Origin of the sequence: Anaerobacillus sp. CMMVII, from assembly GCF_025377685.1 — a bacterium.
In the GTDB taxonomy this organism is placed as follows: Bacteria; Bacillota; Bacilli; order Bacillales; family Anaerobacillaceae; genus Anaerobacillus.
Genome location: NZ_JACEHK010000001.1, coordinates 1 through 17,365, shown reverse-complemented (window position 1 = coordinate 17,365; position 17,365 = coordinate 1). Strand labels below are relative to the sequence as shown.

At 39.9% G+C, this 17,365-nt stretch carries 8 protein-coding genes, 3 rRNA genes and 3 pseudogenes; 1 reads left to right on the top strand and 13 read right to left on the bottom strand.

The genetic code is table 11. The annotated features are described in order from the left end of the window. The first annotated feature begins 53 nt into the window (after positions 1-53). On the top strand, positions 54-1,001 hold the full coding sequence (locus H1D32_RS00060; RefSeq protein WP_261176200.1) for a YaaC family protein: 948 nt from the start codon (positions 54-56) through the stop codon (positions 999-1,001). A 343-nt stretch (positions 1,002-1,344) separates the two neighbouring features. Here the strand turns inward: H1D32_RS00060 and rrf are convergent. The 13 genes and pseudogenes from rrf to H1D32_RS25210 form a co-directional block, all read right to left on the bottom strand. Continuing rightward, positions 1,345-1,460 (bottom strand): 5S ribosomal RNA (gene rrf / locus H1D32_RS00055). Between the two features lie 314 nt (positions 1,461-1,774). Then, a 23S ribosomal RNA gene (locus H1D32_RS00050) occupies positions 1,775-4,715 on the bottom strand. 463 nt (positions 4,716-5,178) lie between these two features. Further along, a 16S ribosomal RNA gene (locus tag H1D32_RS00045) occupies positions 5,179-6,732 on the bottom strand. The 16S, 23S and 5S rRNA genes sit together here, the layout of an rRNA operon. A 371-nt stretch (positions 6,733-7,103) precedes the next feature. Continuing rightward, positions 7,104-8,180 (bottom strand): HD-GYP domain-containing protein, encoded by a 1,077-nt coding sequence (locus H1D32_RS00040; protein WP_261176199.1) that lies wholly within the window; start codon positions 8,178-8,180, stop codon positions 7,104-7,106. Between the two features lie 121 nt (positions 8,181-8,301). Next, complete coding sequence (gyrA, locus tag H1D32_RS00035; protein ID WP_261176198.1) at positions 8,302-10,803, bottom strand: DNA gyrase subunit A; 2,502 nt, start codon at positions 10,801-10,803, stop codon at positions 8,302-8,304. Between the two features lie 389 nt (positions 10,804-11,192). After that, the gene (gene gyrB, locus H1D32_RS00030; protein WP_261176888.1) at positions 11,193-13,106 is read right to left on the bottom strand and encodes a DNA topoisomerase (ATP-hydrolyzing) subunit B; all 1,914 of its coding nucleotides are present in this window, start codon (positions 13,104-13,106) and stop codon (positions 11,193-11,195) included. A gap of 127 nt (positions 13,107-13,233) precedes the next feature. Then, a complete protein-coding gene (gene remB, locus H1D32_RS00025) occupies positions 13,234-13,491 on the bottom strand; it encodes an extracellular matrix regulator RemB (RefSeq protein ID WP_261176197.1) in 258 nt (85 codons plus the stop codon). 9 nt (positions 13,492-13,500) lie between these two features. Further along, positions 13,501-14,615 (bottom strand): annotated as a pseudogene (recF, locus tag H1D32_RS00020) (DNA replication/repair protein RecF). Between the two features lie 98 nt (positions 14,616-14,713). After that, positions 14,714-14,935 carry a S4 domain-containing protein YaaA gene (gene yaaA / locus H1D32_RS00015; RefSeq protein WP_261176196.1) on the bottom strand — a complete coding sequence of 74 codons (222 nt, stop codon included), beginning with the start codon at positions 14,933-14,935 and terminating at the stop codon, positions 14,714-14,716. A gap of 191 nt (positions 14,936-15,126) precedes the next feature. Further along, positions 15,127-16,271: pseudogene (dnaN, locus tag H1D32_RS00010) on the bottom strand (DNA polymerase III subunit beta). A 259-nt stretch (positions 16,272-16,530) separates the two neighbouring features. Then, positions 16,531-16,704, bottom strand: a complete 174-nt coding sequence (locus H1D32_RS25220) for a helix-turn-helix domain-containing protein (protein ID WP_396126119.1) — start codon at positions 16,702-16,704, stop codon at positions 16,531-16,533. Next, entirely contained in the window at positions 16,659-16,931 is a 273-nt protein-coding gene (locus H1D32_RS25215) for a hypothetical protein (protein ID WP_396126118.1), read from the bottom strand. Before H1D32_RS25215 ends, H1D32_RS25220 begins: the two co-directional genes overlap by 46 nt. A gap of 170 nt (positions 16,932-17,101) precedes the next feature. Further along, positions 17,102-17,349, bottom strand: a pseudogene (locus tag H1D32_RS25210) (DnaA ATPase domain-containing protein). Between the last annotated feature and the right edge of the window lie 16 nt (positions 17,350-17,365).

Here is a 17,365-nt window from a genome sequence, read left to right as displayed (position 1 = left end):
ATGGAATAGATGTCGAATTATTCAAATATCTTTATTCGAAGAGGTTAGAGAATATGGAAAAATTAGACCCCTGGAAGTACTTTCGAACTTTTTATTCTGCAAATCAGACGCAGAATTATTTAAGTAAGAAGTATACACATTTTCCCGAAGGAGAGAAACTGGCTTTTCAAAATAGTTATACGCTGATTTATTATTTAGAACATGGCAAAAAGTATTATGACCAATCAGTCATAGCTCCTTATGAGCTTCAACCTGTGCTGTTATTTTATGGAATGATTCAGCTAATGAAAGCTGCTATTTTAACCGTAGACCCAAACTATCCAGAAACAACCCAAGTACTAGCACATGGAGTTTCTACAAGAAAACGAAAAAAGGTTCAGTACGAATTTTTATTTGATGAAGTAAAAATCCAAAAAAATGGTCTTGTTACCCACTTTTCAGAAAAAATGTTTACTATCAAGCACTTAGAAGGTGAGAAATATAAGATGGGAGAATTAATGAAGCGAATTCCTGAACTTCATCCTTCTTTTTATTCTCTCTATAATGAAAAGGTAGCTTACCCAATAACTAAAGAGCAGGACTTATTGTATTCTCTGGACAACCGTATCTTAGACAACCTACATTTATCACTAGATAGTTTTGTTCACCTTGTCTCAGAGCACGCACCATTGGTGATTAATAAAAGTCGAGAAGAAAAGGCAAAAATATTTCTTGAGATTAAAAAACAGCTAAATCCATTATTTTGTTCACCAATCCAGTTTGATCTCTCCAAAATTCAATTTAAACTCCCAACAGAGCGATCAATGTATTCATACTTACCAGAATTATTGGTTCACTATTTAATTTTATATAATTTAAGTATGATTTGTAGATATGAGACTGATTGGTGGGGCGAGCTATTTCATCAATACCCATCTAACGATTTACCATTCATAACAGAGTTTCTTGAAGTAACTAAACAAAAAGTTCCCTTTTATATTGCATTACTTCTTCAAGGATAAGGTTTAATGCCTCACTGGTTATAGCTTGCAGTGAGGTTACAGCGTGAAATCAAGCAGAGAAGCAACTGACCTCATTTACAACCTGAGATACTTCTTTGGTTAACAACGTGAAGCTTTGCGACGAGGAAGCACGCTTCGGAGCTAAGCTTGTAGACGCAGGAAAGCAGCTCACCTCGTTCACATCGTGAGTTACTTCTTTGAAAAACTACGTGCAGCTTTGCATCGAGGAATTCCGCTTCGGAGCTTAGCTTGTAGACGCAGATGCACACAACCATATAATCTATTTTAAATTCTTATAGATAAACATACAAAAAAACACATTCCATAAAGAATGTGTTTTCCTACCTAGCAACGTCCTACTCTCACAGGGGGAACCCCCCAACTACCATCGGCGCTGAAGAGCTTAACGGTCGTGTTCGGCATGGGAACGAGTGTGACCTCTTCGCTATCGCTACTAGATTATCTGAAGAAAGTTCATTCCTTCAAAAAAGCTACTGACCTCAATCACATCGTGAGATGCTTCTTTGAGTTTACATCATGCTGCTTTGCGTCGAGGAAGCTTACTTCGAAGCTACACTGGTAGACACAGACGCACGAACTCAATTCAAGATCAAGCTACTTAATTTTTCAAGAAATTTTCATTCCCTGAAAACTAGATAACACACATTTAAGACTTGAGTAAAATTCAATCCGTTTATTTAGAATTTGGTATTTACTGCTTTGAGTTACTCACGCAACTCAAAACTCTACACTCATCACTCTAAACTTATTTATAGGATAAGTCCTCGACCGATTAGTATCTCTCAGCTCCACACGTCACCGTGCTTCCACCCGAGACCTATCAACCTCATCATCTTTAAGGGGTCTTACTGGATTAACTCCAAGGGAAATCTCATCTCGAGGGGGGCTTCATGCTTAGATGCTTTCAGCACTTATCCCTTCCACACGTAGCTACCCAGCTATGCTCCTGGCGGAACAACTGGTACACCAGCGGTGTGTCCATCCCGGTCCTCTCGTACTAAGGACAGCTCCTCTCAAATTTCCTACGCCCGCGACGGATAGGGACCGAACTGTCTCACGACGTTCTGAACCCAGCTCGCGTACCGCTTTAATGGGCGAACAGCCCAACCCTTGGGACCTACTTCAGCCCCAGGATGCGATGAGCCGACATCGAGGTGCCAAACCTCCCCGTCGATGTGGACTCTTGGGGGAGATAAGCCTGTTATCCCCAGGGTAGCTTTTATCCGTTGAGCGATGGCCCTTCCATGCGGAACCACCGGATCACTAAGCCCGACTTTCGTCCCTGCTCGACTTGTAGGTCTCGCAGTCAAGCTCCCTTTTGCCTTTGCACTCTACGAATGATTTCCAACCATTCTGAGGGAACCTTTGGGCGCCTCCGTTACTGTTTAGGAGGCGACCGCCCCAGTCAAACTGCCCACCTGACACTGTCCCCGAACCGGATCACGGTCCTAGGTTAGAATTTCAATACAATCAGGGTAGTATCCCACCGACGCCTCCACCGAAGCTGGCGCTCCGGGTTCTCAGGCTCCTACCTATCCTGTACAAATTGTACCAAAATCCAATATCAAGCTACAGTAAAGCTCCATGGGGTCTTTCCGTCCTGTCGCGGGTAACCTGCATCTTCACAGGTAATATAATTTCACCGGGTCTCTCGTTGAGACAGTATCCAAATCGTTACACCATTCGTGCGGGTCGGAACTTACCCGACAAGGAATTTCGCTACCTTAGGACCGTTATAGTTACGGCCGCCGTTTACTGGGGCTTCAATTCAGAGCTTCTCCTTACGGATAACCCCTCCTCTTAACCTTCCAGCACCGGGCAGGTGTCAGCCCCTATACTTCGCCTTGCGGCTTCGCAGAGACCTGTGTTTTTGCTAAACAGTCGCTTGGATCTATTCACTGCGGCTCTCTCGGGCTTTAACACCCTATCAGAGCACCCCTTCTCCCGAAGTTACGGGGTCATTTTGCCGAGTTCCTTAACGAGAGTTCTCCCGAGCGTCTTAGAATTCTCTTCTCGCCTACCTGTGTCGGTTTGCGGTACGGGCACCTCTCACCTCGCTAGAGGCTTTTCTTGGCAGTGTAGGATCAGGAACTTCGCTACTTAAATTTCGCTCGCCATCACAGCTCAGCCTTCACGAGAAGCGGATTTGCCTACTTCTCAGCCTAACTGCTTGGACGCACATATCCATCAGTGCGCTTACCCTACCTTTCTGCGTCCCCCCATTGCTCAAACGGTGAGGAGGTGGTACAGGAATTTCAACCTGTTGTCCATCGCCTACGCTTTTCAGCCTCGGCTTAGGTCCCGACTTACCCTGAGCGGACGAGCCTTCCTCAGGAAACCTTGGGCTTTCGACGGAGGGGATTCTCACCCCTCTTTTCGCTACTCATACCGGCATTCTCACTTCTAAGCGCTCCACCAGTCCTTCCGGTCTGACTTCGCTGCACTTAGAACGCTCCCCTACCACTGCGCACCAGGTGCGCAATCCATAGCTTCGGTGATACGTTTAGCCCCGGTACATTTTCGGCGCAGAGTCACTCGACCAGTGAGCTATTACGCACTCTTTAAATGGTGGCTGCTTCTAAGCCAACATCCTGGTTGTCTGGGCAACTCCACATCCTTCTCCACTTAACGTATACTTTGGGACCTTAGCTGATGGTCTGGGCTGTTTCCCTCTTGACTACGGATCTTAGCACTCGCAGTCTGACTCCCGAGGATAAGTATTTGGCATTCGGAGTTTGACTGAATTCGGTAATCCTGTGGGGACCCCTAGTCCAATCAGTGCTCTACCTCCAATACTCTTCCCTCGAGGCTAGCCCTAAAGCTATTTCGGGGAGAACCAGCTATCTCCGAGTTCGATTGGCATTTCACCCCTACCCACACCTCATCCCCGCACTTTTCAACGTGCGTGGGTTCGGGCCTCCATTCAGTGTTACCTGAACTTCACCCTGGACATGGGTAGATCACACGGTTTCGGGTCTACGACCACGTACTCATTCGCCCTATTCAGACTCGCTTTCGCTGCGGCTCCGCCTCTTCAGCTTAACCTTGCACGTAATCGTAACTCGCCGGTTCATTCTACAAAAGGCACGCTGTCACCCGTAAATGGGCTCCAACTACTTGTAGGCACACGGTTTCAGGATCTCTTTCACTCCCCTCCCGGGGTGCTTTTCACCTTTCCCTCACGGTACTGGTTCACTATCGGTCACTAGGAAGTATTTAGCCTTGGGAGATGGTCCTCCCGGATTCCGACGGGGTTTCACGTGTCCCGCCGTACTCAGGATACACTCTGGAGGAAACGAAGTTTCGATTACAGGGCTGTTACCTTGTTTCGCGGACCTTTCCAGATCGCTTCGTCTACTTCGTTTCTTTGTAACTCCGTGTAGAGTGTCCTACAACCCCAAGGGGCAAGCCCCTTGGTTTGGGCTGTTTCCGTTTCGCTCGCCGCTACTCAGGAAATCGATAATTTCTTTCTCTTCCTCTGGGTACTTAGATGTTTCAGTTCCCCAGGTCTGCCTCCTCATAGCCTATGTATTCAGCTATGGGTACCATCCCATTACGGATGGTGGGTTCCCCCATTCGGAAATCCCCGGATCAAAGCTTACTTACAGCTCCCCGAGGCATATCGTTGTTCGTCACGTCCTTCTTCGGCTCCTAGTGCCAAGGCATCCACCGTGCGCCCTTTCTAACTTAACCTAAATTTTTCGCAATAAGCGGCGAATATCTTCGTCGCCTTCATTCCTCAATCATCCTCATGTACGGTTTATGTACACTCCGGTGATTGACTCAATCGGCTCCTCGATCTTCTTGCTTCTTTCGAAAAATTACCTGTTAAAAGGATTTTACGTCGAATTGAATTCTTGACTACTCAAGTTTACTCAAAAGCTTTTACAAACTTTCCGGTAAAACTTAAATGTGTTAGTTGTTATCTAGTTTTCAAGGAACAAAGCCACTGACCTCAATCACATCGTGTGATGCTTCATTGATTAGCTTCATGCAACTTTGCGACGAGGATACGACGCAAGGAGTACCGCAGGAGCACAATAATGAATATTGAGCAGTTAACTATTTAATTGAGAGATCATTCTCTCAAAACTGAAACACAGCGTCAGCGTACTTTTCTAAAAGAAAAGCATCGACTAGAGTTTTAACTCCATAGAAAGGAGGTGATCCAGCCGCACCTTCCGATACGGCTACCTTGTTACGACTTCACCCCAATCATCTGTCCCACCTTAGGCGGCTGGCTCGCATATTGCGTTACCCCACCGACTTCGGGTGTTACAAACTCTCGTGGTGTGACGGGCGGTGTGTACAAGGCCCGGGAACGTATTCACCGCGGCATGCTGATCCGCGATTACTAGCAATTCCGGCTTCATGTAGGCGAGTTGCAGCCTACAATCCGAACTGAGAATGGCTTTATGGGATTGGCTCAACCTCGCGGTTTTGCTGCCCTTTGTACCATCCATTGTAGCACGTGTGTAGCCCAGGTCATAAGGGGCATGATGATTTGACGTCATCCCCACCTTCCTCCGGTTTGTCACCGGCAGTCACCTTAGAGTGCCCAACTGAATGCTGGCAACTAAGATCAAGGGTTGCGCTCGTTGCGGGACTTAACCCAACATCTCACGACACGAGCTGACGACAACCATGCACCACCTGTCACTTTGTCCCCCGAAGGGGAAAGCCCTATCTCTAGGGTTGTCAAAGGATGTCAAGACCTGGTAAGGTTCTTCGCGTTGCTTCGAATTAAACCACATGCTCCACTGCTTGTGCGGGCCCCCGTCAATTCCTTTGAGTTTCAACCTTGCGGTCGTACTCCCCAGGCGGAGTGCTTAATGTGTTAACTTCGGCACTAAGGGCATCGAAACCCCTAACACCTAGCACTCATCGTTTACGGCGTGGACTACCAGGGTATCTAATCCTGTTTGCTCCCCACGCTTTCGCGCCTCAGCGTCAGTTACAGACCAGAGAGTCGCCTTCGCCACTGGTGTTCCTCCATATATCTACGCATTTCACCGCTACACATGGAATTCCACTCTCCTCTTCTGCACTCAAGTTTCCCAGTTTCCAATGACCCTCCACGGTTGAGCCGTGGGCTTTCACATCAGACTTAAGAGACCGCCTGCGCGCGCTTTACGCCCAATAATTCCGGACAACGCTTGCCACCTACGTATTACCGCGGCTGCTGGCACGTAGTTAGCCGTGGCTTTCTGGTTAGGTACCGTCAAGGTACCGCCCTATTTGAACGGTACTTGTTCTTCCCTAACAACAGAACTTTACGACCCGAAGGCCTTCATCGTTCACGCGGCGTTGCTCCGTCAGACTTTCGTCCATTGCGGAAGATTCCCTACTGCTGCCTCCCGTAGGAGTCTGGGCCGTGTCTCAGTCCCAGTGTGGCCGATCACCCTCTCAGGTCGGCTACGCATCGTCGCCTTGGTAAGCCATTACCTTACCAACTAGCTAATGCGCCGCGGGCCCATCCTGTAGTGTTAGGTAAACCCAACTTTTACTTTCGAGCCATGTGACTCAAAAGATTATCCGGTATTAGCTTCGGTTTCCCGAAGTTATCCCAGTCTACAGGGCAGGTTGCCCACGTGTTACTCACCCGTCCGCCGCTAACAATTGAGAGCAAGCTCTCAATTGTCCGCTCGACTTGCATGTATTAGGCACGCCGCCAGCGTTCGTCCTGAGCCAGGATCAAACTCTCCATAAAAGTGTTTGATATAGCTCAAAAAATTTTGTTGCATTGACGAGATATTTTACTACCTCTTTAATTCGCTTGGCTGTGTGTTCAGTTTTCAAAGAACGATGTCGTTTGTTTACGACAAGAATTAAATTATATCAGTATAATTTAATTCCGTCAATAACTTTTTTTTAATATTAAATCGTATTGCTTAAATCAGCAACTTTTATATAATATCACTTTTACTTCTCTTGGTCAATACTCTAGCTTTAAAATGTAGCTCTTCTTTGACCGTAAAATGAAGTTTACCATAGCATTCACTATTACACAATAGTTTTAAAGAAATTTAGGATTAATATTCTTAACTTAGCAAGTCATCTATTAATCCTAAATTATTATTACTAAATAATTTCATCTATATAAAGATCACTTCGATTTGCTAGTTTAATAAATTCACCACTGACTTTTGATCGTACCATTGGACGTATCCGATCTTGAGGTTCTAAAAAGACTACCTCACCTTCTTCACCATTATTGAGTTTAACTCTTGTTCCGATTGAAAAGTTGGCTATTAAACTTTCTAATGTTTGTACAATTTTTATATCAAATTTACCAAAGTTGTCTTTTCTAATTAACTCTATTACCTGATAGGGTGATTGCTTAGACTTATAAGTGCGTTCTGAAGTCATTGCGTGAAATACATCTACCACTGCAATGATCTTGCTAAACTTGTGTAATTTTTGTGAGGTAACCGCCATCGGATAACCACTACCATCCTCACGTTCGTGATGTTGAACTACTCCTAGCAAGACTCCATCAGTAATACCTGGTATATCCTTAATCATCTGATAACTTAGCATAGGATGCCTTTTCATTTCCTCGAATTCTGATGCTGTTAACGAGTTCTTTTTATAGATAATGCTATTGGGAGTTTTAGACATGCCACTATCAGCCATCAATCCAGCCAATCCTATTTGAATTTGCTCTACATATGTTAGATTTAGCATTCTACCTAAGTATGCTGAAAGTGCACCAACTGATACAGCATGGTGATAGATATAATCAACTTTAGTTGCATAACTGTGAATTGAAATAATTTCATCAGGCGCTTCATCTAATTTATCCAACAGTGATAGTAGTATTTTTCTTATTGGTAAAATATCTACTTTTAATCCTGCCTGCCAGCCTTGAAATAATTTCTTATAACTTACCACGGCTTGCAGGTAAAGTTCCCTAAATGAACAACTATCGCCAATTTCATTAATTTCATCGGTTGGAATAACTTCTCTGGGAGAAAATGTCATTCCATTACTTATGTGAGATTCAACTTCAATATCTTCAATTAAGAAAGCTTTTACTACATTTATGTACTCTTCAGTTAAGATCGTTTTCTTACGCATTAATATTTGGTTTGAATTACAATGGATATCATTAGCTAAAATACATCCTACTATTAGTTGATTTGGTTTGACTTTCATCGCTGCCTTCCCCCAAAAAAACAAAACTTTTTTCAATTTTATACCATTATAACATACGATTATCCAAAAAAACTTACCTTCACATACATGAAGGTAAGTCTAGAGTGCTTACTTTATTAAATTATTCATTTTCGCTATCACTTTGCTCTTCAACAACAGCTTCTTCCTGACCTTCAAGTTCTTCACTTTCAGCCTCTATTGCTTCTTCATCGATATCAACCTTAGCAACTGTGGCTACGCCTTCACCTTCGCCAATTCTGATTAAGCGAACACCTTGTGTGTTTCGTCCCGTTCTTGAAATATCACGAACGTGTAGTCGGATAATTACTCCATCAACTGAAATAATCATCAAATCATGCTCATCTGAAACAACACGTAATGAAACAACATTTCCGTTTTTATCGGTAATATTACATGTTCTTATCCCTTTACCACCACGGTTTTGAATTCGGTATTCTTCAATAGGAGTTTTCTTACCATACCCTTTTTCAGTTACCGTTAAGACATCATAGCCATCCTCCATAATATCCATACCAACAACTTGATCATCTTCCGTTAAAGAGATACCTCTTACTCCTCCAGCAGTTCTCCCCATTAAACGAACATCAGTTTCATGGAAATGTATCGCCATACCTTTTCTTGTACCTACGATGATTTGCTTCGTGCCATCTGTTAATCGAACTCCATGCAGTTCATCATCATCACGTAAATTGATTGCAAAAAGACCACCTTTACGAATGTTTGCGAAAGAACTTAACTCAGTACGTTTTGTTACCCCATGTTTTGTCATAAAGATTAAATAATTTTCATTAAATTCTTCAATTGGGATTACAGCACTAATATATTCGCCTGGTTCGATTTGCAGTAAATTAATAATCGGAATTCCCTTTGCGGTTCTACCTAATTCAGGTATTTCATAGCCTTTTAAACGGTACACTTTCCCTTTGTTTGTGAAAAATAAGAGTGTATGATGAGTACATGTTGTAAACAATTGTTCTACGAAATCATCATCATTTGTTCCCATTCCCTGAATACCACGGCCACCACGTTTTTGGCTACGGTAGGTAGAGATTGGTAGCCGTTTAATGTAACCATTGTGGGTAAGGGTAATAATAATATTCGTTCTAGGAATTAGATCTTCATCTTCAAAGCTATCTTCGTCAATTGAGATCATTGTTTTTCTTTCGTCATTAAATCTTTCTTTAACTTCACTAAGCTCTTCACGGATAATTTCTAAGACTTTTTCTTCATCCGCAAGGATTGCTTTTAATTCTGCAATACGTGCGACTAATTCTGCATATTCGTTTTCGATCTTGTCACGCTCTAAACCAGTTAGGCGTTGAAGTCTCATATCTAATATAGCTTGAGCCTGTTCATAACTTAATGAGAATTGTTCCATCAAGCCATTTCTTGCAATATCAGTTGTTTGCGAAGCTCGGATTAAGGCGATAACCGCATCTAAATGGTCTAGAGCTATTCTTAATCCCTCTAAAATATGAGCCCTCGCTTCAGCTTTTCGTAATTCAAATGCTGTACGACGCTTAATGACAACTTTTTGATGCTCTAAATAATATTCAAGGCATTCTTTTAAGTTTAATACCTTAGGTTGACCATCGACTAAGGCAAGTAAATTAATACCGAAGCTTGTTTGCATAGCGGTTTGCTTATATAGATTATTTAAAAGTACATTGGCATTAACATCACGTCGTAATTCAATGCAAATACGCATACCTGTACGGTCAGACTCATCACGTAAATCAGTGATGCCATCAATTTTTTTCTCTCTAACTAATTCAGCAATTTTTTCAATAAGCTTTGCTTTATTAACTTGATAAGGGATTTCAGAAACAATGATCCGTTGTTTTCCTCCGCCCATCTCTTCAATAGATGCTTTTGCTCGTAATACTATCGAACCTCTACCAGTTTGATAAGCACGACGGATCCCTGAAATTCCTACGATTTCAGCACCAGTTGGGAAATCTGGGCCAGGAATAACTTCCATTAATTCTGGTAATGTAATATCTGGGTTATGACTAACTGCTAAGACACCATCAATTACCTCTCCTAGTTGATGTGGAGGTATGTTGGTCGCCATTCCAACGGCAATTCCAGTTGCTCCGTTAACTAGTAGATTAGGGAAGCGAGCAGGCAAAACCTTAGGTTCACGTTCAGAGCCGTCATAATTATCTTGATAGTCAATGGTATCTTTATTGATATCACGGACCATTTCCATCGATATTTTTGACATTCTTGCTTCTGTATAACGCATTGCTGCTGCAGAATCACCATCAACAGAACCGAAATTACCGTGACCATCAACAAGCATGTAACGATAACTAAAATCTTGAGCCATCCTTACCATGGTTTCATACACTGCCGAATCACCGTGTGGGTGATACTTACCAATTACTTCCCCAACAATACGAGCAGACTTTTTATATGCTTTATCAGAAGTCATTCCTAACTCATTCATGGCAAATAAAATACGACGGTGTACTGGCTTTAAACCATCACGAACATCAGGTAGAGCACGACTTACAATTACACTCATCGCATAATCCATAAATGACGTTTTCATTTCCTGACTTATATTTATTTCTTTAACTCTAGATTGACCTTCCATCTAGCCTTACCTCCAATTCCCTTTATCCAACAAAACTAAATGTATAATGTAGAATTTAGAATGTAGAAATGTTATTAATAGCACCGTTTGCCAATAAAACTAATTCTTAATTCTAATTTACTAGATGTTTTCTCATTGGATGGAGCTTTGTAGAATATAAAAAGTTGAAATTGCTTCATAGAGCTTTCTTCAAACAATTTACATTCTACATTCTACATTTTTATATATGGGTGTTTTCGCATAGATTGTTTTTTTTCAATTATATAGTAAAAGACTTTGCATCAATTTTGACGGGCATATTTTCTAACTTATTATTTGGTTAAGTAAGGCATGTCGTAGGATGCAACACCTTAAGTTTGAAAATAGGAACAAAGTTTACGAAAAGCGCCTTATATATCTAAGTTCTTTACATAAATTGCATTTTCTTGTATGAATTCACGACGTGGTTCTACCTTGTCTCCCATTAACGTTTCAAACGTTTCATCGGCCTTTATAGCATCTTCTAACGTTACTTGTAATAGCGTTCGCGTGCTTGGATCCATAGTGGTTTCCCAAAGCTGCGTTGGGTTCATCTCTCCTAAACCTTTATAACGTTGGACATTAGGCTTTGGATTTTCTGCCATTTGTGAGAAGATTTCATTTAACTCTTTATCGTTATAGGCATATTCGATTTTTTTCCCTTGTTGCACTTTATATAACGGCGGTTGGGCAATATAAATATAGCCATGTTCAAGTAATGGTTTCATATAACGATAGAAAAATGTAAGAATTAACGTACGAATATGAGCGCCGTCAACGTCAGCATCTGTCATAATAATCGTTTTATGATAGCGTGCTTTAGAAATATCAAAGTCTTCGCCAATTCCCGTCCCTAGTGCCGTGATAATAGCTCTAATCTCTGTGTTAGATAAGATTTTATCTAAACGTGCCTTTTCAACATTAATGATTTTCCCTCGTAAAGGCAGTATTGCTTGGAAATGACGGTCACGACCTTGTTTTGCCGAACCACCTGCTGAATCTCCCTCTACGATATAAATTTCACTGATTGAAGCATCTTTAGAAGAACAATCAGCAAGCTTTCCTGGAAGTGAACTTACTTCTAAGGCACTTTTCCGTCTTGTTAATTCCCTTGCTTTCTTCGCTGCTTCTCGAGCTCTTGATGCCATGACACCTTTTTCAACAATTTTTTTGGCGACAGCAGGATTTTCTCCTAGGAATTTAGAAAAACATTCACTAAAAACAGAGTCAGTAATTGTACGTGCTTCACTGTTTCCTAGCTTTGTTTTTGTTTGTCCTTCAAATTGCGGCTCAGGAATTTTGACGGAAATGATCGCTGTTAATCCTTCACGAACATCATCACCTGTAAGGTTCGCATCACTTTCTTTAAACAAATTATGTTTTCTAGCATAATCGTTTATTACACGAGTTAATCCAGTTTTAAAACCAGATTCATGCGTTCCACCTTCATGTGTATTAATGTTATTAGCAAAAGAGTAAATGTTACTAGTGTAACTATCATTGTATTGAACAGCTACCTCTACTTGTAAACCATCTTTTTCAGCTTCAATAAAAATTGGTGGCTCATGAAGAGCCTCACGTGTTCGGTTTAAATGCTCAACAAAAGAGGCAATTCCACCTTCATAATGGTATTCTTTTTGTTTACCATTCTCACGTTTATCTTCAATAAGAATTCGTAATCCTTTATTTAAGAATGCTAATTCTCGTAAACGAGTTGCTAAAATATCAAATTCATAAACGATTGTTTCAGTAAAAATCTCCGTATCAGGCTGGAAGCGAACAGTCGTACCACGTCTGTCTGTTTCACCAATAATTGATAAATCCGCTTGTGGAACACCGCGGTGAAATTCTTGATAGTAGATTTTCCCGTCTCTATGTACCTCAACTTCCAACTTACTAGATAAAGCATTAACTACAGAGGCACCTACACCATGAAGCCCCCCAGATACTTTATAACCGCCACCGCCAAACTTACCACCAGCATGTAGCACTGTCATAATAACCTCAACGGCAGGTCGTCCCATTTTTTCATGGATTCCAACCGGAATCCCACGTCCATTATCTACAACCGTAATACTATTGTTTTCTTCAATTGTTACGGAGATTGTATCACAATGACCTGCTAGCGCTTCATCAATACTATTATCTACGATTTCCCATACTAAGTGATGAAGTCCACGACTACTAGTTGAGCCAATGTACATTCCTGGACGTTTTCGAACAGCTTCTAAACCTTCGAGGACCTGAATCTGACTTTCATCATATGCTTGAGATTGTTGTTCAATTGTCAATATCTTCACCCACTTCTTAAATTGAGTTAAGAGTTTTGAGTTTGAGTTTTGAGTTGATTAAAAGTATTACTTCGAAGCAACACTCTCAGATAACTCTACACTTTACACCCTAAGCTCTAAACTATATTTCATCTATATCTGTAACAAATAAGGCTCTTCGTTTTAATGTAGAAGAGGAGATAGGGGATAAGTAGACTTTTTCATTTGTTATAACGATAGATTTTGTCATATCCTTCGCTATTTCTTCTACTTTTTTTTCTTTTTGATAAAACTCTAAGAACTCAACAGTAGTCTCTGACGTTTCCTTCACTTGGCGATCTAAAATGGCAATAACATCTTTGGAACGAATTACAGTGTCTCCTCCTAAATGAATAAACACTTATACACCTCATTTCAATTTTTGAATATTCCCTTTGTCAACCAAATACGTCGAAGCTTCCTTTAGTGTTTGATGGTCAATACCATCAACACTCGTTGTTGTCACAAATGTTTGGACTTTTCCTTGAATTGTATTTAATAAATGAGACTGGCGATAGTCATCTAACTCAGAAAGTACGTCATCTAGTAATAGAATTGGATATTCGCCAATTTTGTCATAGATTAATTCTAACTCAGCCATTTTTACTGAAAGGGCTGTTGTTCTTTGCTGGCCCTGCGAGCCATATGTTTGAACATCACGATCATTGACAAAAAATAAAAGATCATCGCGATGAGGTCCAACTAACGAGGTTCCTCTCTCAATTTCCTTTGTCTTCATCTTGGAAAAATTTTCTTCCAAGACTTCTTCTATTTTCGACAATCTGTCGTTTCTGATACCTTAATTGAAGGTTTATATTTAATTTCAAGATTTTCTAAACCCCTACTAATATCATGGTGAATTGGCTGCGCCCAGCGTTCTAGCATTTCAATAAACTCATACCGTTTATGCATGACCTTAGCTGCCTGTTCAATGAGTTGAAATGTTAATATATCTAGCAATCCATTATCAGCCTTTTTTCTTTGCAAATCTTTTAAAAGATGATTTCTTTGCTGTAATATTTTTTGATAGAGCGACAAATTATAAAGGTAAATAGGATTTATTTGTCCTATTTCCATATCTATGAAACGACGCCGCACCTGAGGGCTTCCTTTGACTAGATTTAAATCCTCGGGTGCAAACATGACAATATTTAAAGCGCCGATATATTCGCTTAATTTCCGTTGTTCTAAACGGTTTAATTTCACCTTTTTACCCTTAGTTGAAATGATCACTTCTAAGGTTATTGGGCCTGTTCGTTTTTGAACACTACCTTCTATTTTAGCATATTCTTCATCCCAATAAATAAGTTCTCTGTCCCGCGTCGTACGATGTGATTTTGCTAATCCAAGAACATAAATAGATTCCATGACATTCGTTTTACCTTGAGCATTTTCTCCTAATATGACATTTACATTGTTTTCAAAGGTTACTTGCTCTTTTTTATAATTACGATAATTAGTTAAAGTAAGATCTTTAATATACAAAACTTTCCCTCACTTTAGTAAATCCAATTAACGCTATACATCATAGAGTTAATTGAAAATCGCCCGCTATAGTTATAGGCTTATATTTCAAAAATTGACTAGTCGGTTACTACGATACGAAAAGTACCATGAGTAGGAATCGAAATAAGATCGCCGTTATATAGCTTTTTGCCTCTTCTGTTTTCAAGCTCACTATTTAAGTAGACTTCATGTTCACTCAAAAACCATTTAGCCATTCCACCAGTATCAATAATTCCAACTTCTTTTAACATTTGACCAAGAGTAATAAACTCCGTTGAAACAGTTACATTTGTTTCCATCCGCGCACCTTCTTTCGTTTATTTCGAGGAAACATTTATGAAAAAAATCTAACGTTCTTATTTTGCCCTTAAACTATATTGTACTAAACTCCCGGGACTAACACAAACTCAATCTTTAAAAAGAAAGTTAGTTTTAAAACAGGAAAAATGCTACCTAGTCTTATCTGTATAGGCAGCATTTTTTTGTTGGCTTAGTAGGTTCTCACTGGAGAAAATAAGTGTAATGCTTTGTCACTTTCAACCGGTCTAAGTAAAAATGGACTCATTGCTCCTGTAAACGAAATCTTAATTTCACTACTATCAACGACCTTTAATGCATCGATAATATTTTTCCCGTTAAAAGAAATCCTTAGTTCCTCACCATTCAATTGTTTCGTTGTAATTTTCTCTGTTACTCGACCAATTTCAGGAGTTACTGATGTAATCTCAATTACACCATTTTCTAGCGTTTTAAAATTTACAACATTATTCTTACCATCACGAGAGAGCAGAAGAGCTCTTTCTATTGCTTGTAAAAATCCTTTAGTCTCTAAAAAGATCTCCGTCTTTGAATGATCCGGAATCATATTTTTTGTAGCCGGATAATTCCCATCAAGAAGTCTTGAGAAGAAGAGTAGGTGTTTTGATTTAAATAAAATTTGATTTTCAGTTACAACAATTTCAAGAAGATCAACATTGTCTTCAATAATTTTACTTAGTTCTGTCAAACTCTTTCCTGGAATGACAACATTGCTAAAGCTCAAGTCATCGATATTCGTTTCAATCGTTGCTGTTCGCATTGCTAAACGATGGCTATCTGTTGCAGTACAGATTAATTGTTTATTTTCGACCTGCCAGTTTACACCTGTCAAGATTGGACGTGTTTCTGCAGTGGACACTGCGAAGACAGTTTGTCGAATAATATTTTTCATTAGGTCATTTGGAATTTGAAATAAATTATCTTCTTCAATCTGAGGTAAACGTGGATATTCTTCAGGATCCAGGCCATTAAGGTTAAATACAGATGATCCAGAACGGTAATGTTGTCGCAAATTGGTCTTGAACAACAACTTCAATTTTATCCTCAGGTAATTTCTTTACAATTTCAGTAAAGAATTTCGCTTGAAGAACAATACTGCCTTCTTCAATAATTTCTACAAGTTGTTCTCCATCTTCTTCTTTGGGAATAAAGCATTCAATCGAGATATCTGAATCACTTCCTGTTAACGTAACACCTTCATGGTCCGCAACAATTTTTATCCCCGTTAAAATAGGTATCGTAGTTCTAGACGAGATTGCTTTCGATACATGCCTGAACACTGTGAACAAAATGATCTCGGTTAATAACAAATTGCATCGTATACCTCCTGAGTATCAAAAAAAAATTTTAATTTTTAATAGTTATATTTAATTATTTTTTTAATAAAAAGTAGTAATAATAGTAATAGGTCCTGTTAATTGTGGATAAGTCGAAAAGAATCAGAGACAACAAGTTATTCACATGTAGATAAGTTGTGCGTAACTGAAGCAATGTTATTAACAATTTCCCGCAAAAAATTAGAAGGTTAAATCACTAAAAAGCAATTACCTTCAAAAAGAATGTTATATTTTGAAACTTATATCTTTAATTGTTCCTTAATTTCTTGTATTTGTTTTTGGAATTCAATATCACTTGCCAGCAATTTTGATATTTTTTCATGGGCATGAATGACGGTTGTATGATCTCTACCACCAAATTCACTACCTATTTTCGGTAATGAAAAATCAGTAAGCTCTCTGGATAGATACATCGCAATCTGTCTTGGATAAGCGACATTCTTTGTGCGTTTTTTGCTTTAAAGTCATCTAACTTAATACTAAAATGATCACCGACGACACGTTGAATATCGTTTATTGTAATTACCTTTGGCTTTGAGTTAGGAACGATGTCTTTTAGTGCAACAGCAGCTAAATCAGCATTCATATCTTGATTAATTAAAGACGAATAGGCTACGACACGAATAAGAGCCCCTTCCAATTCTCTAATATTTGTATCAATTGGTTTGCGATATAAAGCATAACCTCATTCGGAATATCAAGATTTTCAGCTTTTGCCTTTTTTCCGTAAAATTGCAATTCTTGTCTCTAAATCAGGAGGTGTAATATCCGTGATTAAACCCCATTCAAATCGCGATCGAAGGCGATCTTCTAGAGTAGGAATTTCTTTGGTGGCCGGTCACTAGAAATTACAATTTGCTTACTATCATCATGTAAGGCATTAAATGTATGGAAAAATTCCTCTTGAGTTGTTCTTTTCCAGCTAAGAATTGAATATCATCAATTAAAAGTACGTCCACATTTCGATATTTATTGCGGAAATTCACAGCTTTGTTATCTCGAAGTGAATTGATAAACTCATTCGTAATTTTCAGAAGACAAATAAACGACCTTTGCATTCGGATTATGCTCAAT